This window comes from Amycolatopsis sp. NPDC051071, assembly GCF_040682875.1.
In the GTDB taxonomy this organism is placed as follows: domain Bacteria; phylum Actinomycetota; class Actinomycetes; order Mycobacteriales; family Pseudonocardiaceae; genus Amycolatopsis.
Map to the genome: position 1 here is coordinate 12,562 of NZ_JBFBBY010000011.1, position 18,673 is coordinate 31,234.

An 18,673-nucleotide genomic window follows, 5' to 3' on the forward strand; every position below is an offset into this window, starting at 1 on the left:
CGCCGCCAACAGTGAACAGTCTGCCAGTCCCACCCGCGCCGCACGGGCGAGCACGATTCCGCAATGGAGCCGACGGCACGCGGAACCCAGCTCGTGCATCCTGATGGCCGGGTCGAACTCGGCGAGGTCGAGTCCTTGAAGGACAGCCGCTTCTACAACGAAGAACTCGCCCCGGTCCCGGTCGAGAAACGCACCTGGACGACCTACACGTATTTCGCGCTGTGGATGGGCATGGCGCACAACATCCCGTCGTACGCGCTCGCGGCTTCGCTGATCGCGCTCGGGATGGACTGGGTGCAGGCGTTGATGACGATCACCATCGGCAACCTGATCGTGCTCGCGCCGATGCTGCTCAACAGCCACGCCGGGACGAAGTACGGCATCCCGTTCCCGGTGTTCGCCCGCGCCTTCTTCGGCATGCGTGGCGCGAACCTCGCCGCGTTGCTGCGCGCGTTCATCGCCTGCGGCTGGTTCGGCATCCAGACCTGGGTCGGCGGCGAGGCGATCTACATCATCGTCGGACGGCTGGCGGGCTCCGGCTGGAAGGACTCCGCCGTCGTCTTCGGGCAGCACTGGACACTGTGGCTGTCCTTCGGGCTGTTCTGGATCTTCCAGATGCTCATCATCTGGCGCGGGATGGAAGCCGTCCGGCGGTTCGAGAACTGGACGGCGCCGCTGGTCTCCGTCGGCTTCCTGATCCTGCTGGGCTACGTGCTGGTCAAGGCGGGCGGACTCGGCCCGATCCTGTCCGAACCCGGGAAACTCGGCTGGGGCCCGGACTTCTGGAAGGTGTTCGCGCCGTCACTGATGGCGATGATCGCGTTCTGGTCGACACTGTCGCTGAACATGCCGGACTTCACCCGCTTCGGCGGCAGCCAGGGCAAGCAGGTCCGCGGCCAGCTCCTCGGCCTGCCGACCACGATGACGTTCATCGCGATCGTGGCGATCCTGACCACGTCCGGCGGCAGTGTCCTCTACGGCGAGCAGATCTGGGATCCGGCGAAACTGGCCGACCGCTTCGATTCCCCGGTCGTCGTCGTGGTCGCGCTGATCGCACTGGTGCTGGCGACCGTGTCGGCGAACCTCGCGGCCAACGTGGTCAGCCCGTCCTACGACTTCTCCAACGCCTTCCCGAAGAAGATCACCTTCGCCGTCGGCGGGTTGATCACCGGCATCATCGGCATCGTCATCCAGCCGTGGCGGCTCTACTCCGACCCGAACATCTACATCTTCGCGTGGCTCGGCTTCTACGGCGGCCTGCTCGGGGCCGTCGCCGGGGTGCTCGTCGCCGGCTACTGGGTCGTCAACCGCACCAAGCTGAACCTGCGGGATCTCTACACCGAACGCGGGATCTACTGGTTCAACGGCGGCTGGAACTGGCGCGCGCTGGTCGCGACGCTGGTCGGCGCCGTGCTCTCGGTCGGCGGCGCGTACGGCGGGCCGTTCCCCGCCGACGGCCTGATCCCGTTCCTGAAACCGCTCTACGACTACAACTGGGTCGTCGGCCTGGCGGGCGCCTTCGTCGTCTACCTGCTGCTGGCCCTGCCCGAACGCAATCGCACCGCCGAAATCGAGGAGGAAGCCAGTGAGCGACCTGGTCCGAGCCGGATTGATCCAGCAGCGGTGGACGGGTGACAAGGAGTCCATGATCGCAGGCGCGGTCGAGGCCATCGGCAAGGCCGCGTCGCAGGGAGCGCGGGTGATCTGCCTGCAGGAGTTGTTCTACGGCCCCTATTTCTGCCAGGTGCAGGACACCGGCTACTACTCCTACACCGAAGGCATCCCCGACGGGCCGACGACGAAGCTCATGCAGGAGGTGGCCGAACGTCACGGCGTGGTGCTCGTCGTCCCGATGTACGAGGTCGAGCAGCCCGGCGTGTACTACAACACCGCCGCCGTGATCGACGCCGACGGAACCTACCTCGGCAAGCACCGCAAGAACCACATCCCGCAGGTGAAAGGGTTCTGGGAGAAGTTCTATTTCCGGCCAGGGAACATGGGCTACCCGGTGTTCGACACCGCCGTCGGCCGCATCGGCGTCTACATTTGTTACGAGCGGCACTTCCCGGAAGGCTGGCGTGCGCTGGGCCTTGCCGGGGCGAAGATCGTGTTCAACCCGTCGGCGACCAGCCGGGGACTGTCGGAGTACCTGTGGCGGCTGGAGCAGCCCGCGGCCGCCGTCGCGAACGAGTACTTCGTCGGCACGATCAACCGCATCGGCGTGGAACCACTGGGCGACAACGACTTCTACGGTCAGTCGTACTTCGCGGACCCGCGTGGCCAGCTGATCGGCGAGGCCGCCTCCGACACCGAGGAGGAGATCGTCCTCCGCGACCTCGACATGGGTCAGCTCGCCGAAGTGCGGGACCTGTGGGCCTTCTATCGAGACCGCCGTCCCGACAGCTACGGACCCCTCGCGGAGGCGTGATGACCACCCTCATCAGGGGCGGGCAGGTACTCAGCACGGCGGGCGCGTCCGCCGCGGACGTCCTCGTCGACGGCGAGACGATCTCGGCCGTCGGCGCCCCCGGCATGCTCGGACCGGCCGACGAGACCATCGACGCCACCGGGAAGTACGTGCTGCCCGGTGGAATCGACGCGCATACCCATATGGAGATGCCGTTCGGCGGCACGCATTCCGTCGACAGCTTCGGCACCGGGACGACGGCGGCCGCGTGGGGTGGCACGACCACGATCATCGACTTCGCCGTACAGGCCAAGGGCACGTCACTGCTGTCCACTATGGACAAATGGCATGAGAAGGCCGACGGCAACTGCACCATCGACTACGGCTTCCACATGATCGTCTCCGACGTCAACGATTCGTCGTTGAAGGAGATGGAGGCCTGCGTCGACGGCGGTGTCGGCAGTTTCAAAATGTTCATGGCGTACCCGGGCGTGTTCTACTCCACTGATGGCGAAATCCTGCTGGCCATGCAGAAGGCGCGGGAGATCGGCGCCACGATCATGATGCACGCGGAGAACGGCATCGCGATCGACCAGCTGGCCGCGCAGGCGTTCGCCGCCGGGAAGATCGACCCGGTACAGCACGGGCTCACCCGGCCGCCGGAACTGGAGGGCGAGGCGACCTCGCGTGCGATCCAGCTGGCCAAGGTGACCGGGGCACCGCTGTACATCGTGCATCTCTCGGCGTCACAGGCACTGGCGGCGGTCGCGGAAGCGCGCGACGACGGCCAGAACGTCTTCGCGGAGACGTGTCCTCAGTATCTCTATCTGTCCATTGAGGACCTGGCGAAGCCGGACTTCGAGGGCTCGAAGTACGTCGCTTCTCCCCCGCTGCGTGAGAAGTCGCATCAGGCGGATCTGTGGCGGGGGCTGCGCACCAACGACCTCTCGGTGGTGTCGACGGATCACTGCCCGTTCTGTTTCAAGGACCAGAAGGAACTCGGCCGCGGCGACTTCCGCGCGATCCCGAACGGGATCCCCGGCGTCGAGCATCGGATGGACCTGCTGCACCAGGGTGTCGTGGCGGGCGAACTCACCCTCGGCCGCTGGGTCGAGACCTGCTCGACCACCCCGGCGCGGATGTTCGGGCTGTACCCGCGCAAGGGTGTCATCGCGGCGGGTTCGGACGCGGACATCGTCATCTACGACCCCGCCGCGAAACAGACCCTGTCGGTCGAGACGCACCACATGAACGTGGACTACTCGGCCTACGAAGGACTGGAGATCACCGGCAAGGTCGAGACGGTGCTTTCACGCGGCCGCGTGGTGGTGTCGCCGTCGGGCTTCTCGGGCAGTACGACGCACGGGAAATTCCTCTCGCGCGACCTGAACCAGTACCTGAACTGAGGCGGTGGCCGTGGATTTCGGGGTAGTGCTGCAGACCGATCCGCCCGCACGAGACCTGGTGCGGCTGATGAAGGCCGCCGAGGACCAGGGTTTCCGCTACGGCTGGACGTTCGATTCGTGCGTGCTGTGGCAGGAACCGTTCGTCATCTACTCGCAAATCCTCGCGGCGACGTCGTCGATGATCGTGGGCCCGATGGTGACCAGCCCGGCCACCCGGGACTGGTCGGTGATGGCGTCGACCTTCGCCACGCTTAACGACATGTACGGCAACCGGACGGTATGCGGTATCGGCCGGGGTGACTCGGCGCATCGGGTCGTCGGTATGGCACCGTCCACTTTGGCCACCGTGCGTGATTGCATGCACGTGGTCAAGGAGCTCGCCGAAGGCCGGGAAGTCCTGCTGCGGGACAAGCCCGTGCAGATCCCGTGGATCCGCAACGGCAGGCTGGAAATGTGGATGGCCGGGTACGGACCGAAGGCGCTGAAGACGGTCGGCGAGCACGCCGACGGCTTCATCCTCCAATGCGCGGACCCGGTGATCGCCCGGTGGACCATCGGTTCCGTCCGCGAGGCGGCCCGCGCGGCCGGCCGGGACCCCGGCGGGATCACGATTTGTCTCGCGGCACCCGCGTATGTCGGCGATGACCTGGCGCACCAACGGGAACAACTGCGCTGGTTCGGCGGGATGGTCGGGAACCACGTCGCGGATCTCGTTTCGCGCTACGGGGATTCCGGTCCGGTGCCGCGGGAACTGACCGACTACATCCGCGAGCGGCAGGGTTACGACTACTCGCATCACGGGCGCGCCGGGAATCCGTCGACCGATTTCGTCCCGGACGAGATCGTCGACCGGTTCTGCCTCATGGGGCCGCCGTCGGCGCACGTGGAACGGTTGAAGGAACTGGCTTCGCTGGGCGTGGACCAGTTCGCGCTGTACCTCATGCACGATCAGCGCGAAGAAACCCTCAAACGCTACGGCTCGGAGGTCATCGGCCGCTGACTGCCCGCGTTTATCGAGGGGTAAGGCAAAGGTGGCGTGGTGTCCGGGCTCGCTGTGACCGACTTGTTCGCGGGGTCGGCGGCCAGAGCGAACACGTGACTCGCGTGCTCAAGCACGTAACTCGCGTGCCTGGACGCCGAACTCGGTGTGCGGGGTCTGAGCACGCGAGTTCCGTCTCTGAGCCCCGCAATTAGTCCTCTACTTGCGGTCCTTGCGCGTACAACTACCGCAAGTAGAGGACTAATCGCGTGGGGTCAGGCGCCGAACCAGGCGGCGAGGGCCTCCGGCAGGCCGTCGGCGTCGGCGTCACCGGCCCAGGCGAGGTAGCCGTCCGGGCGGATCAGGAGGACGTCGGCGGGCCGGTCCTCGGCCTTGGCGACGCGGACGTCGACGCGACCTCGGGCGAGGTCGGGAAGCTCCGGCCGTCCGGCGAGGTCGAGCAGGACCGGCCGCGCTCCCCGCAGCAGTTCCCCGACGCTGGTCGCACCTTCGTCGGTCTCCAGCGCGAAATCCTGGACGAACGTGCCCGCGAGCGCGTGCTGTCCCGAGCCGGGCATCGGGTATCGCAGGTCGGTCCCGGCGAGGTGAGCGGCCAACCGTCGCGCGGGCTGCTCGTCGTCGAGCAACTCCTCGAAGACCGCTCGGAGCGCCTCCGCCGCGGCGTCGTGCCCACGCCGCAACGCGACCTGTGCCTGCGACTGCAGCAGCGCACGGGCACCGGCGGCGTGTCGTTCCGCCTGGTAGGTGTCCAGCAGTCCTTCCGGCGCCCGGCCCTGGAGTTCGGCGGCCAGTTTCCAGGCGAGGTTGACCGAGTCGGACATGCCGACGTTGATCGCCGTACCGGTGGACGGCAGCAGGTGAGCCGCGTCGCCAGCCAGCAGGATCCGTCCCTCGCGGTAGCGCTCCGCCTGGCGGGCGGAGAACTGGTAGCGCGAGAGCCGGACCGGGTCGCCCAGCGGGACGTACCCGCCGAGCACGCGGCGGATGCTGTCGCCGAGTTCGGCCAGCGTCATCGGTACGTCGTCGTCGACCTCCCCAGGATCGTCTTCGGTGGTCTGGATGAACAAGATCCCCGGAGTGAGCGAGCCGAGCGCGAACACCCCGTTGCCGGTGCGGGTGAACCCCGCCTTGATCCGGCCCAGTTCCGGCGTCTCGATGTCGCCGTTGTCGTGCACGGTCAGCCCGTCCGGGATGCCGACCTGCCCGATCCGGTTGACTTCGGGGTAAGTGGTGCCGGGGAACGGGATACCGGCCATCGAACGGACAGGGCTACGCCCGCCGTCGCAGCCCACGAGGTACCGTGCGGTGACCTGATAGGACCCGTCCGGGCCGCGTACCTCGGCGGTCAGCGACTCGTCGTCCTGGCTCACGCCGACGACCTCGTGCCCGCGGCGCAGTTCCGCGCCGAGCCCGGTGGCGTGCTCCTCCAACAGCCCCTCCAGCAGCCGCTGGCGCACCGAAAGCGCCTTCAGCGGGGGCTCCTCGAACCGTGTGAGGTCGACGTGCACCCCACCGAACGGGAACCTGTCGGCCGGGACGGGGTCGGTGACGAGCGCTCGCAGCCGGTCCAGCAAGCCGCGGTACTTCAGCAGGTCCAGGATCTGTCCGCTGAGGCCGTGGGCCTTCGGTGTCTGCCCCTGTTCCGGCCGCCGTTCCAGGATCAGCGGGCGTACACCTGCCAGCCGCAGTTCCGCGGCCAGCATCAGACCGGTCGGGCCGGCACCCACGATGGTCACGTCGACGTCCGTCAATCTTCACTCCTGTTCGGCCTGAAATGGCTACGGCCGAGGATTCTGCGGTACCACCGGGGTCTTGCCGCAAGCCCCCCGGTGCGCTATATGTTGAACAGGGAGGGGGCACGCCCCACCCCCGTTCCGGGTACACGCACCAGGGACCGCGCGCCCGCGAGGCGCGACGCTGGGCCGGTGACCACCAGCAGAGTCCGCATCGCCGCTTTGATCACCCTCACCACGGCCGCCCTCGCGATCGCGCCCGCGGCTTCGGCCGCTCCCAAGGGCATCGACTGGGGCCCCTGTCCGGCAGGATCCCGGCCCGGCTACGACTGCGCCGAGATCCAAGTCCCGCTGTCCTATCAGGACCCGAACGGCCCGCGAGTCACCATCGCGCTCGGCCGCCTTCCCGCGACCGACCAGAAGAACAAACGCGGCACGATCTTCACCAACCCCGGCGGCCCCGGGAACCCCGGCCGCTTCACCAAGTTCCAGACACCGTCGCTGCACCGGCAGTTCGACATCGTCGGCTTCGACCCGCGTGGGGTCGGGGCGAGCACACCGGTCCACTGCTTCGCGAACGACGCGGAAACCGAGCCGCTCAAACGGGTGCTCGGCAAGTTCCCGATCACCGCCGAGCAGGAGACCCGGCATCTCGCCGACGTCCGCGAGGTCGCCGCGTCCTGCGGCCGTAACGCCGGGCCGCTGCTCGGGCATCTGTCGACCGCGAACGTCGCCCGCGACCTCGACAGGCTGCGTGAGGCCGCCGGTGAGGCGAAGCTGCGCTACTACGGCCTCTCGTACGGGACGTATCTCGGCGAGGTGTACGCCAACCTGTTCCCGCAGCGCGTCGGCGCGCTGGCGCTCGACGCCGTCGACGATCCGATCGCCTGGTCGACGGGCCACCGTCCGGCGGGCGCGAAGGTCCCGTTCAGTACCAGGCTCGGCGGTTTCCGGGACGCGGACCGCGCACTGAACGCGTTCCTCGACGTATGCGCGGCCGACGTCCGATGCGCGTTCCGCGAACCCGGCACGGATTTGCGGGCCAAGTACGACGCCCTCCTCGACAGGCTCGAAGCCGCGCCGGGCGCGATCACCTACCAGGACGTCATCGGGCGTACCCACAATGCGCTGACCGACGAAGCGAACTCCCGCTCACTGGCCGAATTCCTTCAAGGAGCGACAAAGCAAGCGTCGGCGAAGGCCATCGTGACGCCGTTCGATTCCGCGTTGGGTGGCGGCGGGACCATCTGCGCCGACACGACGAACCCGCGCGATCCGGCGGCCTGGCCTCGCGCGGCCCGCGAAGCCGACCGCGCGAGCCGCGGTTTCGGTTCCTACGACACGTATCTCTCGCTGCCGTGTGCCTTCTGGCCCGTCTCCGACCCGGCGCGTTACACCGGACCGTGGAACCGCCCGACCGCGCCGATCCTGTTGCTGGCCAACGGCAAGGGCGATCCCGAGACGCCGTACGCCGGTGCGAAGCGGACTGAGCGCATCCTCGGCAACGCGCGGCTCCTGACGCTGGACGCGTGGGGGCACGGCGCCGCGAACCGCAGCGCCTGTGTCGACGCGGCTCTCGACGGCTACCTTGCCTACGGACGTCTCCCGGCGCGCGACACCGTCTGCGCCCCGGATCACGCGCCCTTCGACGCCAGGTAGCTCATCGCGATCTCCGCGTCGGTCAGCCAGGAGGCGTAATCGGCGGGGTCGGAGAAGATCCGCGCGAACCGGTGCGCCACCTCGGGCACCGTTTGCGCGGCCTCCAGGGTGGCCAGCACGTGATCCGGCGGTGGCGCGAGCAGATCGTTGCTCAGCCGGGTCGCGTGCCGCGCCTTTTCCCAGTATTCGGCGAAGGTCGCGCGCAGGAACTCCTCGTCGAACGGGCGGTCGCCGTGGTCGAGGATGCGCCGTTCGTAGACCGCGGCCGCGTGCGCCGCCATATTCGCGCCCTGTCCGGCGACCGGGTCGTTCGTCACCGCGGCGTCGCCCATCGCCAGCACCTTCGCCCCCGACGGCAATGTCCCGACCGGTTCGCGCACTGATCGGGATCGGTGACGTCGTCCCAGACATCGAGCGGTCCACCCGGCACACCGAAGAACCCGAGGCCGAAAACGGGCCCCTCGAGGATCTCCGGTGCCCGTCCGTCCCAGAAGTTGATGCCCAGCGCGCGTTCCCGCCGCAGCGCGGGGGCGAACACGCATTGGTTCGAGATGAGCCTGCCCGCTCAGCCGATGAGTGCTTGGTACACCAGGTGACGGAGTTCGACGCGGATCGGATAGGTCGTCGACGGCAGCAACTGCGTGAAGAACAGCACGGTGATGCCCTCGTCCGGGTCGACCCAGAACGCGGTGCTCGCCGCCCCGCCCCAGGCGAATTCCCCCGCGCTGGCGGGAGTCTTCGCCTTGACCGGGTCTTCGAGCACGGAAAAGCCCAGTCCGAAGCCGAAACCGTGGTACGGCGACTCGGCGAACGTGGGCCGCCCATAGGTCTCCAGGTCCACGCCACCGGGCAAGTGGTTGCTCGCCATGAGCCGCACGGTGCGTGGGCCGAGCAGCCGGACGCCGTCGAGTTCGCCACCGCGCACCAGCATCTGCGTGAACCGGTGGTAGTCGCCCGCGGTCGACACCAGGCCGCCGCCACCCGAGAAGGCCGACGGCGTTACCCGGCCGATGGCACCCATCTCGTCGTGCCGCAGGGGTGCTTTGGTCTTCGGGTTGGGCACGTAGAGCGCGGCCAGCCGGTCGAGGACACCGGGATCGGCCTGGAAGCCGGTCTCGTGCATACCGAGCGGGGTGAAGATCCGTTCGGCGAAGAAGGCGTCGAGCGACTGCCCGGACACGACCTCGACGAGCCTGCCGAGGATGTCCGTCGCGACCGAATAGTTCCATTCGCTGCCGGGCTGGAACAGCAGCGGCAGCTTGGCGATCGCCTCGGAGACACCGGCAAGGTCGAGACCCGGCGCCGTCCCCCAGTCGAAGCCCGCCTCGCGGTAGATCCCGTCGACCGGATGCGAGCGGTGGAACCCGTAGGTCAGGCCCGCGGTGTGGGTGAGCAGATGCCAGAGGCGGATCGGCTCGGTGGCGGGTTCGGTCGTCATCCGGACGAACGAGCCCTGGATGAACACCTTCGGTTCCGAGAACTCGGGCAGCCAGCGGGAAATCGGGTCGTTGAGGTCGATGAGTCCCTCTTCGACGAGCATCATCGCGGCGACGGACGTGACCGGCTTCGTCATCGAGAAAACGCGCCAGATCGTGTCGGTCTCAACCGGCAGCCCGGCCTCGATGTCACGCTGCCCGTTCGACGCGAGATGCGCGACCTTCCCGTTCCTGGTCACCACTGCCAGGTACCCGGGGAGCTGGTTTCGCTCCAGGTAGCCGTCGAAGTGCCTGTCGATCCGCCGCAGCCGCTCCCCGTCGAAACCCACCTCGGCCGGGTCGACGTCCACCTTCAGCTCGATCATGTGACCGAGGTTACGCGTTCCGCTCGGCTTGTTTCTCCAATCGCCACGCCTCGTCGGTCTTGCCCGCACGCCAATATCCGGAGATCGACAGCAGGTCGCGCCGCACACCGCGCTCGTCGAGGAGGTGGCGGCGCAGGTCGCGGACGACGTCGGCCTCGCCGTGGACGAACGCCTGCACGACGCCGTCACGCCAGTCGAGCGCGCGGACGGCGGCCGCGAGGTCGTCACCCCGGTCGCGGTGCAGCCAGGTGATCCGCGCCTCGGCCTTCGTGGTGAGCGACTGCTCCTCGGCCTCGTCCTCCACGAGAATGAAGGCATGCGCGGGAACACCCGCCGTCATCGCCTCGAGTGACGCGGCGATGGCGGGCAGGGCGCTCTCGTCACCGGCGAGCAGATGCCAGTCGGCTTCCTCGCCCGGCGCGTACGCCCCGCCGGGACCGGAAATCAGCAGTTCGTCCCCCGGTTTCGCGGCGGCGGCCCACGGTCCGGCGACGCCCTCGTCACCGTGGTGGACGAAATCGAGCACGAGTTCGCCGAGATCCCGGTCGAACGCGCGGACGGTGTAGGACCGCATCCGCGGCCACTGCTCACGCGGCATCCCGGCACGCACGCTCGCCAGGTCGAGCGGTTCGGGGTAGTCGACGCCGGGCACCCGGAAGTGCACCTTGACGTACGCGTCGGTGAATTCGTTGGGCCTGAACGAGGCGATTCCTTCGCCCCCCGCCACGATCCGGACCATATGCGGGGTGATCCGCTCGGTGCGCAACACCCGCAACCGGATCGCCGATACCGGCTTCCGCGCCTCGGCCATCCGCGACTCCTTCCGACAAGGTTAGGTGAACCTAAGCGAGCGTACGCCCTTTCCGGGTCGACCCGTCCCGGAATTCCGTCAACGTTGACGGCCGAGGTCGTCCAGTGTCCGTTTGATCATGGTCATCGCCTGCGTCATGACCGCGGCCATCGGCCCGGCCAGCTCGTCGGGAAGCACGTCGCGGGTCCACACCAGACGGCAACGCCGGGCACCGTCGGCGATGACCTGCATGGCCGCGTTGTCGTGCGACGGCTCCACGCTGCCCCCGATGACGGTGTAGACGATCCGGCGCGAGTCGTGATCCACGCTGACCCGACGTTCTCGGACGAACGTGCCGTCGGCGAAGGTCACCACGCGGCAATCGGTCTCGACGCGGGTGTCCACGACGAACCCTGGCGCCATCCGGGAGGGACCGGTGCCGAAGTCGCCGAGCACCTCCCACGCCCGCTCCGCACTGGACTCGATCTGGATTTCCCGGGTAATGGAAGCCATGTCTCCTACCTCGTTCGACTTGCTGGACCAGAGCGCACATCCTGCGCCGGAGCGGCCTCGCCGTCTTGAAGATCCTTGCGGAATTGTCGTGGCCTTCGTTTAGCCTCCGGGCGTGCTGTCCTTCGTCGACCTCGTCACCCGTCCCGACTTCGCGGTCACGGCGGTGGACTGCCGTGACGATCACCCCGGCTGGTCGGCGGAGCAGTCGCGTGAGGACGTGCGGGTCGTGCTTGTGCGTGCGGGCGGGTTCCGCCGTCGCGTCCGCGGCGTCTGGTCGGATCTCGACCACACCGTCGGCTACCTCGGACTGCCCGGCGAGGAAGAGCACTTCGCCCACCCCGACGGCGGCGACACCTGTACCTCGATCAGCCTGACGCTCGCGCTGTGGCGCGCGCTGGCCGGCGATTCCCCGCGGCTCGACGGCTCGGCGCTCTACGTGGACGGCAGGCTCGACCTCGCCCACCGGCGGCTCTTGGGCGCCATCCGCACCGCGGACGCCGACTACGCCGCCGCCGAAGGACTGACGAACCTGATGGCCGAGATCATCCACCGGGTCGTGGTCACGACCGCTCCTGGCCTTGCCAAGAGCGGCGACCGGGAATTGGTGGCCGCGGCACGGGACGTGATCGGCGATGGTCATCCCGCCGCGGGCGGGCTGCTTCCCCTTGCCACCTTGCTGGGCGCCTCGCCCTACCGGCTGAGCCGGGCTTTCACCCGCGAACTGGGGGTGTCGCTGACCCGCTACCGCAACCGGATCCGGGTGACTCGCGCTTTGGACAGGCTGGAAGCAGGCGAACCCAGCATCGCCGTCCTGGCCGCCGATCTCGGCTTCGCGGACCAGGCACATCTGTGCCGGACCCTGCGGGAGCATTTGGGGCACACACCCACCGCGTTACGCGGACTGCTCGCCTGAACTCGGTGGTCCCGGCGCCGGACACCGTTGTGACGCCGACGCCGGGACACCCACCCGCTCGGCTCGGTGCCGGGCGGGTGTGATCATGCCGTCGGCCACCGACAGTTTCCGGCTTCACGCGGCGCCAGCGGCCGGATCACTCACCCGGGTGTTCTGGAACGACGCGACCCGCCAGCCGTCGGACTCCTTCACGAGGACGTACGTCAGCGTCGACTCGCGCCCCGGCTCGGGCTTGCCGCCCGCCAGCGACGAGCCGCCACCCGACACGACGATCGCGACGTCCGGCCGGATGAACCGGACCTTGGCGTCGCCGCCCCCACCGGTCAGCTTCGATCCCTTCAGCAGGCCCTCGAACAGGGAGCGGTGAGCGCTCTCGATGATCGCGCGGCCCGGCATGTTCATTCCGAAGAACGTCACATAGTCGGCGTCTTCGGTGAACTGCGCCGCGTACGCGGTCGCGTCGCCGTCGTTCCACGCGTCGACGAGCTTGCCCAGTACGGCCAGGACCTCGGTACGGGATTCGGTCATGATGTCCTCCAGTTGGACGAACGCTGTTCGTGTTACGAACACCGTTCTACAGACGAACGGCGTTCGCGTCAAGTAGAGTTCCGGATCGAACCCCGGATCAGGAGGCGAACAAAGTGAGCAGGCCCCGGCGTCGCGCCGAGAAACCCGTGCTGTCCCAGGAGCTCGTGGTCAAGACGGCACTGGAGCTCCTCGCCGCCGAGGGCATCGAGGCGGTGAGCATGCGGCGGGTGGCCCAGGCCCTGGAGACGGGCCCGGCGTCGCTCTACGCCCATGTCGCGAACAAGGAAGAACTCCACGAGCTGATGGTCGACCACGTCCTCGACTTCGGCCCGGTCCCCGAGCCCGATCCGGATCGATGGGCGGAGCAGGCGAAGGAGCTGTTGCGGGAAAACGTGCGCGCGCTGACGGCGTTCCCCGGCATCGCGAAGATCTCCTGGGCCATCCCCGTCCCGACGGGCGCGAACGCGCTGCACCAGGCGGAGGCGATGCTCGCGATCCTGCGGGCGGGCGGCCTCGACCTGAAGCAGGCACTCTTCGCCGCCGACGCGTTGTGGCTCTACACCAAGGCGTACGCCTACGAAGGCGCCGGCTGGCAACACGGCGACATCGACGTCACCGTGCAGGAGGAACGCGGCAAGCAGATGTACGACTACATGAAGTCGTTCCCGCCGGGGGCTTTCCCGAACCTGCTCGCCTCAGGCGAGTACTTCACCGCGGAAACCGCGCAGGAGCGGTTCGAGTTCGCGATCGACATGTTCCTCGCCGGCCTGACACGGGGTCATGAGTAGCAAGGACGGTTCTTTTGCGGGGTAAGGCAAACGTGGCGCCTTCGGGCTTCGGCGCCCGGGGTGGCGCCGCACCGCACTCGCGTGCTCAAACACGGAGCTCGCGAAACCGGCACCGACGAGAACGCCTTTCAGCCGGTGTACCAGTTCGAGCTGTTCATCGTGACGTTCATCGTCCTGTTCGGACTGATGGCCTACCGGCTCGGCGGCGGCCGGACAGCGAACGTGCTCAAGGCCGGGATCGCCTCGATCCTGGTGGTGATCTCGGGTGCGAACGACCTGACGTTCTGGGCGCTCAACGACGTCTGGTCCGCCGGGACGAAACCGGCCGAGCTGAAGTGGGCGTCGCATATGATCGTGTTCCTCGGCGGGCCGCCGAGTGTGCCGGCGGCGGTCGCGTTCATGCTGGTGCACCTGGTGCTGGCGGCGGTGATCGTCGCACTGCCGGTCGGCCGCTGGGTCGACCGCGCGCTCGGCGCCGGACCGGGGAGCTGAAAGGTGGAGCGTCCTTCAGCTCACGTCAACCTGCGTACCAGTCCGTCCGCCAGCAGGCGCCCGCGATCGGTGAGCACCGCACGGTCCTCAGTGTCCAAGGCGGACTGTTCCAGCAACCCTTCTCCGGCGGCGGCCCTGGCTTCGGTCCGGCCGTCGTCGTCGAGGGCGGAGAGCGGAAGTCCTTCGGAGAGCCGGAGTTCCAGCATCACCCGTTCCAGGTGCCGGTCTTCGTCGGTCAGCAGTTCGCGGCCGGCGGCAGGCGAGTCCCCGGCGGCGAGCGAGGCGGCGTAACGGGCGGGATGCTTGACGTTCCACCACCGGACGCCGCCGACGTGGCTGTGCGCGCCTGGTCCAGCGCCCCACCAGTCACCGCCGCGCCAGTAGCCGATGTTGTGACGGCAGCGGGCTTCCTCCGACGTCGCCCAGTTCGATACCTCGTACCAGCGCAATCCGGCCGACGCCAGTACGCGGTCGATGAGTTCGTAGTCGGCTGCGAGGACGTCGTCGTCCGGCGCGGGCAGTTCACCGCGACGGACGCGGCGGGCGAGCGCGGTGCCTTCCTCGACGATCAGCGCATACGCCGACACGTGGTCGACGCCCGCGGCGAGCACGGCGTCCAACGAGGCCTGGAGGTCTTCGACCCGCTCCCCCGGCGTGCCGTAGATGACGTCGAGATTGACGTGCTCGAACCCGGCGGCGCGGGCTTCCCCGGCGGCGGCGACGGGCCGTCCGGCGGTGTGCACGCGGTCGAGGATCCGCAGGACGTGCTGCGCGGCCGACTGCATCCCGAGCGAGATCCGGTTGTATCCGGCGTCACGGATGCCCTCGAAGAACTCCGGCGAGGTGGACTCCGGATTGGACTCCGTCGTCACCTCCGCGTCCAGCGCGAGGCCGAACGTGTCGCGGACGGCGTCCAGGACGCTACGGAGCCCGTCCGCGCCGAGCAGGGACGGCGTGCCCCCGCCGACGAAGACGGTGTCGACCGCGGGCGGCTTCCCGAGCACGCGCGCGGCCAGGTGGAATTCACGCTTCAAGCCTTCGAGCCAGGACTGCGGCGACGAATCACTGTCCAGTTCGCCGGCGGTGTAAGTGTTGAAGTCGCAGTAGCCGCAGCGTGTCGCGCAGAACGGGACGTGCACATAGACCCCGAACGGCCGGGTGCCGAGCCCTTCCAGCGCGCTCTCGGGGAGCGCGGACTCGACGGGCTTGGCATTCTCGAACGACAGTGCGGGCACACCCCAGTCTCCCTCACGCCGTGAAGGCCTCCTTCCCTACCCTGAATGTAGTGAGGAAGCTTTCACGGCACGCGGCGTCACTCAGGCCAACCCGTTCGCGGCCAGCCATTCAGGGGACGGCGGGATCGGCTCGATGATGTCGATGAGGAACCCGTTCAGGTCCTCGACGTAGAAGTGCCGCTGTCCGAATTCCTCGTCCACGAGTTCCGTGACGGTCTTGACTCCTTCCTCGACCAGCCGCTCGTACTCGGCGGCGGCGTCGGTGACCATCAGCCCGACCATCGACCCGGCGGACTCCTGCGTCCGCCAAGGCTCCGGCGTCGAGTGGTGACCCCGCTTCACGAAGCTCATTTCATAACCCGGCACGCCGACGTTGAGGCTGGAGAACCAGTCCAGCTCGATCGTCACCGTCAAGTGCAGGTGCCGCTTCCACCAGGCGGTGGTCGCGGCGATGTCGTCGACGACCACACAGGCGCCGAAGCCACTTAGTTGCATCCGGTGTTTCCTCCCCATCGAACCACTTGATACAGAGTACTCTAGGCGCAGTGGTTCAGCAGACGCAAGGGGATTCTGTTGGTGGGGCAGAACCTGGAGCGTCCTCCGTCACACCACTCGCCCGAGGTGATCTCCGGCGAGCCTCCGGCATGCCCCTTGACCTGCGGAAACTTGCGTCTCAGCCGGATGAGTGGACGCTGTTCCCAGCATTCGGACCGGCCTAGACCACATAGTGGGCGCGTGGCACGCTGAGCCCATGACCCGCGCCGGAATCACCCTCGTGGCCCGCCGCCACGTGGATCTCCGCCGCGTGGCGAGCGCGCTGTGTGCGACGAACCGCTGACTCCCCGCCACCACCACGATCTGCCGGAGGACTCCCATGTCGTCGCCCACGCGCGAGACCCCTGCCCGCACGCCCCGGGTCAAACAGAAACGCGGCGAAGGCCAGTGGGCACTGGGATACCGCGAGCCGCTGAACCCCAACGAGCGGTCGAAGAAGGACGACAACCCGCTCAACGTCCGGGCGCGGATCGAGAACATCTACGCCCACGGTGGGTTCGACTCGATCGACCCCGGTGACCTCCGCGGCCGGTTCCGCTGGTTCGGGCTCTACACCCAGCGCAAGCCCGGGATCGACGGCGGCCGCACCGCCACCCTCGAACCCGAAGAGCTCGACGACCGCTACTTCATGCTGCGGGTCCGGCTCGACGGCGGCGCGCTGACCACCCACCAGCTGGCCGTGCTCGCCGAGATCTCGCAGACCCACGCACGCGACACCGCCGACATCACCGACCGGCAGAACATCCAGTACCACTGGATCCAGGTCGAGGACGTCCCGACAATCTGGGACAAGCTGGAAAAGGCCGGGATGACCACGATGGAGGCCTGCGGCGACAGCCCGCGTGTCATCCTCGGCTCCCCCGTCGCCGGCATCGCCGCCGACGAGATCATCGACGGCACCCCCGCGATCGACGAGATCAAGCGCCGCTACATCGGCGACCCGCGGTACTCGAACCTGCCGCGCAAGTTCAAAACCGCGATCTCGGGCCAGCAGGACGTCGCGCACGAGATCCACGACATCGCCTTCGTCGGCGTGAACCACCCGGAGCACGGCCCCGGTTTCGACCTCTGGGTCGGCGGCGGCCTGTCGACCAACCCGATGATCGGGCAGCGACTCGGTGCCTGGGTCCCGCTCGACGAGGTCCCCGACGTCTGGGAAGGCGTGATCAGCGTCTTCCGCGATTACGGCTACCGGCGGCTGCGTGCCCGCGCCCGGATCAAGTTCCTGGTGAAGGACTGGGGCGCCGCGAAGTTCCGCCAGATCCTCGAAGACGAGTACCTCAAGCGGAAGCTGACCGACGGCCCCGCACCAGAGGTCTCCACGACCCAGATCGACCACGTCGGCGTGCACCCGCAGACCGACGGCAAGTTCTACGTCGGCGCCGCGCCGATCGCGGGTCGCGTCTCCGGCGCGACGCTGCTGGCGGTCGCCAAGGCCGCCGAGCGCGCGGGATCGAACCGCGTCCGGCTCACGCCGCAGCAGAACCTCGTGGTCCTCGACGTCCCCGAGGCCGAGGTCGGCGGGCTGAAGAGCGAACTGGCCGAACTGGGCCTGCAGGCCGAGCCGTCGCCGTGGCGGCGCGGCATCATGGCCTGCACCGGGCTGGAGTTCTGCAAACTCGCCATCGTCGAGACCAAGGCCCGCGCGCTCCAGCTGGTCACCGAACTGGAGAAGCGCCTCGCCGACATCCAGGCCGAGATCGAGAACCCGGTCACCGTGCACCTCAACGGCTGCCCCAACTCCTGCGCGCGGATCCAGACCGCCGACATCGGGCTCAAGGGCCAGATCGTCACCGACGAGGACGGCAAGCAGGTCGAAGGCTTCCAGGTGCATCTCGGCGGCGGGCTCGGGCTGGACGCCGGGTTCGGCCGGAAACTACGCGGGCACAAGGTGACCGCGTCGGAACTGACCGCGTACGTCGAACGGGTCGTCCGGGCGTATGTCGCCGGTCGCGAACCCGGTGAGCGGTTCGCCCAGTGGGTCACGCGGGCCGAAGAAAGCGTCCTGCAGTGACCGAACGAGCGACCCCGTACTACTGCCCTTTCTGTGGCGATGAGGACCTGCGGCCGGAAGAGGGCGGCTCCTGGCTGTGCTCGGGCTGCCGCCGGGTCTTCACCGTGAAGTTCCTCGGACTGTCCTTTCCGGAGGTGTCGCAATGACCGCCACTGCCGACTACAAGACCCTCGCCGAACGCGCGTCGAAGGAGCTCGCCGAGGCGACCGCGACCGAAGCACTGCGCTGGACCGCCGAGACCTTCGGCGACGACTTCATCGTCGCGTCGAATATGCAGGACGCCGTCCTCATCGATCTGGCCACCCAGGTCAAACCGGACGTCGACGTGCTGTTCCTGCAGACCGGCTACCACTTCCCGGAAACCATCGGCACCCGCGACGCGGTGCAGGCGGTCTACCCCGGCGTGCGGATCGTCAACGCCGAGGCCGCGCAGAGTGTCGCCGAACAGGACGCGGAGTACGGCCCGAAACTGCACGAGCGCGACCCGAACCTGTGCTGCCGGCTCCGCAAGGTCGTCCCGCTGCGCAACACCCTCGCGAAGTACTCCGCGTGGGTGACCGGCGTCCGCCGCGTCGACGCGCCGACCCGCGCGAACACCCCCATCGTCACCTGGGACGACCGCAACGGGCTGGTGAAGATCAACCCGATCGCGCCGTGGTCCGACGACGAGTTCAACGGCTACATCAGCGAACACGGGATCCTCGAGAACCCGTTGGTGTCCATCGGTTATCTCTCGATCGGCTGCGCGCCGTGCACCGCGAAGGTCGCTCCGGGGCAGGACGCCCGCAGCGGCCGGTGGGCGGGTCAGGGCAAGACCGAATGCGGCCTGCACGGGTGAG

The 18,673-nt window shown here is 68.2% G+C and carries 20 protein-coding genes and 1 pseudogene; 12 read left to right on the top strand and 9 right to left on the bottom strand.

All coding sequences use genetic code 11. From position 1 onward, the window contains the following. The first annotated feature begins 63 nt into the window (after positions 1 to 63). Genes AB0M65_RS05870 through AB0M65_RS05885 form a run of 4 tightly spaced genes read left to right on the top strand, consistent with a single transcriptional unit; the run spans position 64 to position 4,813 of the window. Positions 64 to 1,635, top strand: coding sequence for an NCS1 family nucleobase:cation symporter-1 (locus AB0M65_RS05870; RefSeq protein WP_364022044.1), 1,572 nt, complete (start codon positions 64 to 66; stop codon positions 1,633 to 1,635). Continuing rightward, a complete protein-coding gene (locus tag AB0M65_RS05875; RefSeq protein WP_364022047.1) occupies positions 1,586 to 2,428 on the top strand; it encodes a nitrilase-related carbon-nitrogen hydrolase in 843 nt (280 codons plus the stop codon). The genes AB0M65_RS05870 and AB0M65_RS05875 overlap by 50 nt, the downstream gene beginning before the upstream one ends. After that, the gene (hydA, locus tag AB0M65_RS05880; RefSeq protein WP_364022050.1) at positions 2,428 to 3,813 is read left to right on the top strand and encodes a dihydropyrimidinase; all 1,386 of its coding nucleotides are present in this window, start codon (positions 2,428 to 2,430) and stop codon (positions 3,811 to 3,813) included. The genes AB0M65_RS05875 and hydA overlap by 1 nt, the downstream gene beginning before the upstream one ends. Positions 3,814 to 3,823: 10 nt before the next feature. Beyond that, positions 3,824 to 4,813, top strand: a complete 990-nt coding sequence (locus AB0M65_RS05885) for a TIGR03842 family LLM class F420-dependent oxidoreductase (RefSeq protein WP_364022053.1) — start codon at positions 3,824 to 3,826, stop codon at positions 4,811 to 4,813. Positions 4,814 to 5,067: 254 nt separating this feature from the next. On the opposite strand, the gene AB0M65_RS05890 is transcribed toward AB0M65_RS05885, so the two are convergent. Continuing rightward, positions 5,068 to 6,564 (bottom strand): FAD-dependent monooxygenase, encoded by a 1,497-nt coding sequence (locus tag AB0M65_RS05890; protein ID WP_364022056.1) that lies wholly within the window; start codon positions 6,562 to 6,564, stop codon positions 5,068 to 5,070. Positions 6,565 to 6,738: 174 nt separating this feature from the next. Between AB0M65_RS05890 and AB0M65_RS05895 the strand changes: the two genes are divergently transcribed. Continuing rightward, positions 6,739 to 8,205, top strand: coding sequence for an alpha/beta hydrolase (locus AB0M65_RS05895; RefSeq protein ID WP_364022059.1), 1,467 nt, complete (start codon positions 6,739 to 6,741; stop codon positions 8,203 to 8,205). On the opposite strand, the gene AB0M65_RS05900 is transcribed toward AB0M65_RS05895, so the two are convergent. The 5 genes from AB0M65_RS05900 to AB0M65_RS05920 form a co-directional block, all read right to left on the bottom strand. Beyond that, a complete protein-coding gene (locus tag AB0M65_RS05900; RefSeq protein WP_364022062.1) occupies positions 8,181 to 8,537 on the bottom strand; it encodes a hypothetical protein in 357 nt (118 codons plus the stop codon). The genes AB0M65_RS05895 and AB0M65_RS05900 overlap by 25 nt on opposite strands. Continuing rightward, complete coding sequence (locus tag AB0M65_RS05905) at positions 8,519 to 8,743, bottom strand: hypothetical protein (RefSeq protein ID WP_364022065.1); 225 nt, start codon at positions 8,741 to 8,743, stop codon at positions 8,519 to 8,521. Before AB0M65_RS05905 ends, AB0M65_RS05900 begins: the two co-directional genes overlap by 19 nt. 27 nt (positions 8,744 to 8,770) lie before the next feature. Continuing rightward, complete coding sequence (locus AB0M65_RS05910) at positions 8,771 to 10,006, bottom strand: serine hydrolase domain-containing protein (RefSeq protein WP_364022068.1); 1,236 nt, start codon at positions 10,004 to 10,006, stop codon at positions 8,771 to 8,773. Between the two features lie 10 nt (positions 10,007 to 10,016). Further along, a complete protein-coding gene (locus tag AB0M65_RS05915) occupies positions 10,017 to 10,817 on the bottom strand; it encodes a siderophore-interacting protein (protein ID WP_364022071.1) in 801 nt (266 codons plus the stop codon). A gap of 78 nt (positions 10,818 to 10,895) precedes the next feature. Further along, positions 10,896 to 11,309, bottom strand: coding sequence for an SRPBCC family protein (locus AB0M65_RS05920; protein ID WP_364022074.1), 414 nt, complete (start codon positions 11,307 to 11,309; stop codon positions 10,896 to 10,898). 112 nt (positions 11,310 to 11,421) lie between these two features. Here AB0M65_RS05920 and AB0M65_RS05925 point away from each other — a divergent pair, with 112 nt between their 5' ends. Beyond that, positions 11,422 to 12,222 (top strand): AraC family transcriptional regulator, encoded by an 801-nt coding sequence (locus AB0M65_RS05925; protein WP_364022077.1) that lies wholly within the window; start codon positions 11,422 to 11,424, stop codon positions 12,220 to 12,222. 114 nt (positions 12,223 to 12,336) lie between these two features. Here AB0M65_RS05925 and AB0M65_RS05930 read toward each other — a convergent pair whose 3' ends face one another. Beyond that, entirely contained in the window at positions 12,337 to 12,750 is a 414-nt protein-coding gene (locus tag AB0M65_RS05930; protein ID WP_364022080.1) for an SgcJ/EcaC family oxidoreductase, read from the bottom strand. A gap of 113 nt (positions 12,751 to 12,863) precedes the next feature. Here AB0M65_RS05930 and AB0M65_RS05935 point away from each other — a divergent pair, with 113 nt between their 5' ends. Together AB0M65_RS05935 and AB0M65_RS05940 are read left to right on the top strand one after the other, a co-directional pair. Then, positions 12,864 to 13,538 (top strand): TetR/AcrR family transcriptional regulator, encoded by a 675-nt coding sequence (locus AB0M65_RS05935; protein ID WP_364022083.1) that lies wholly within the window; start codon positions 12,864 to 12,866, stop codon positions 13,536 to 13,538. 111 nt (positions 13,539 to 13,649) lie between these two features. After that, a pseudogene (locus AB0M65_RS05940) lies at positions 13,650 to 14,030 on the top strand (hypothetical protein); the annotation flags it as partial. Between the two features lie 20 nt (positions 14,031 to 14,050). Here the strand turns inward: AB0M65_RS05940 and hemW are convergent. Both hemW and AB0M65_RS05950 read right to left on the bottom strand, forming a co-directional pair. Then, positions 14,051 to 15,265: a radical SAM family heme chaperone HemW gene (hemW, locus tag AB0M65_RS05945; RefSeq protein WP_364022091.1), complete on the bottom strand. Its 1,215-nt coding sequence runs from the start codon at positions 15,263 to 15,265 to the stop codon at positions 14,051 to 14,053. An 81-nt stretch (positions 15,266 to 15,346) separates the two neighbouring features. Further along, a complete protein-coding gene (locus tag AB0M65_RS05950) occupies positions 15,347 to 15,760 on the bottom strand; it encodes a VOC family protein (RefSeq protein ID WP_364022094.1) in 414 nt (137 codons plus the stop codon). 256 nt (positions 15,761 to 16,016) lie between these two features. Here AB0M65_RS05950 and AB0M65_RS05955 point away from each other — a divergent pair, with 256 nt between their 5' ends. Genes AB0M65_RS05955 through AB0M65_RS05970 form a run of 4 tightly spaced genes read left to right on the top strand, consistent with a single transcriptional unit; the run spans position 16,017 to position 18,672 of the window. Beyond that, entirely contained in the window at positions 16,017 to 16,103 is an 87-nt protein-coding gene (locus tag AB0M65_RS05955) for a putative leader peptide (protein WP_360907593.1), read from the top strand. A gap of 36 nt (positions 16,104 to 16,139) precedes the next feature. Further along, a complete protein-coding gene (locus AB0M65_RS05960; protein ID WP_364022098.1) occupies positions 16,140 to 17,834 on the top strand; it encodes a nitrite/sulfite reductase in 1,695 nt (564 codons plus the stop codon). After that, positions 17,831 to 17,980 (top strand): Insertion element protein, encoded by a 150-nt coding sequence (locus AB0M65_RS05965; RefSeq protein WP_364022100.1) that lies wholly within the window; start codon positions 17,831 to 17,833, stop codon positions 17,978 to 17,980. The genes AB0M65_RS05960 and AB0M65_RS05965 overlap by 4 nt, the downstream gene beginning before the upstream one ends. Next, positions 17,977 to 18,672: a phosphoadenylyl-sulfate reductase gene (locus tag AB0M65_RS05970; RefSeq protein ID WP_364022102.1), complete on the top strand. Its 696-nt coding sequence runs from the start codon at positions 17,977 to 17,979 to the stop codon at positions 18,670 to 18,672. The genes AB0M65_RS05965 and AB0M65_RS05970 overlap by 4 nt, the downstream gene beginning before the upstream one ends. Position 18,673 lies beyond the last annotated feature (1 nt).

Excerpts from the sequence above, each read along its gene's own strand:
- AB0M65_RS05900 (WP_364022062.1), bottom strand. The coding sequence starts at position 8,537 with ATGGGCGACGCCGCGGTGACGAACGACCCGGTCGCCGGACAGGGCGCG.
- AB0M65_RS05930 (WP_364022080.1), bottom strand. The coding sequence starts at position 12,750 with ATGACCGAATCCCGTACCGAGGTCCTGGCCGTACTGGGCAAGCTCGTC.
- AB0M65_RS05950 (WP_364022094.1), bottom strand. The coding sequence starts at position 15,760 with ATGCAACTAAGTGGCTTCGGCGCCTGTGTGGTCGTCGACGACATCGCC.
- AB0M65_RS05920 (WP_364022074.1), bottom strand. The coding sequence starts at position 11,309 with ATGGCTTCCATTACCCGGGAAATCCAGATCGAGTCCAGTGCGGAGCGG.
- hydA (WP_364022050.1), top strand. The coding sequence starts at position 2,428 with ATGACCACCCTCATCAGGGGCGGGCAGGTACTCAGCACGGCGGGCGCG.
- AB0M65_RS05870 (WP_364022044.1), top strand. The coding sequence starts at position 64 with ATGGAGCCGACGGCACGCGGAACCCAGCTCGTGCATCCTGATGGCCGG.
- AB0M65_RS05955 (WP_360907593.1), top strand. The coding sequence starts at position 16,017 with ATGACCCGCGCCGGAATCACCCTCGTGGCCCGCCGCCACGTGGATCTC.
- AB0M65_RS05960 (WP_364022098.1), top strand. The coding sequence starts at position 16,140 with ATGTCGTCGCCCACGCGCGAGACCCCTGCCCGCACGCCCCGGGTCAAA.
- AB0M65_RS05970 (WP_364022102.1), top strand. The coding sequence starts at position 17,977 with ATGACCGCCACTGCCGACTACAAGACCCTCGCCGAACGCGCGTCGAAG.
- AB0M65_RS05915 (WP_364022071.1), bottom strand. The coding sequence starts at position 10,817 with ATGGCCGAGGCGCGGAAGCCGGTATCGGCGATCCGGTTGCGGGTGTTG.
- AB0M65_RS05910 (WP_364022068.1), bottom strand. The coding sequence starts at position 10,006 with ATGATCGAGCTGAAGGTGGACGTCGACCCGGCCGAGGTGGGTTTCGAC.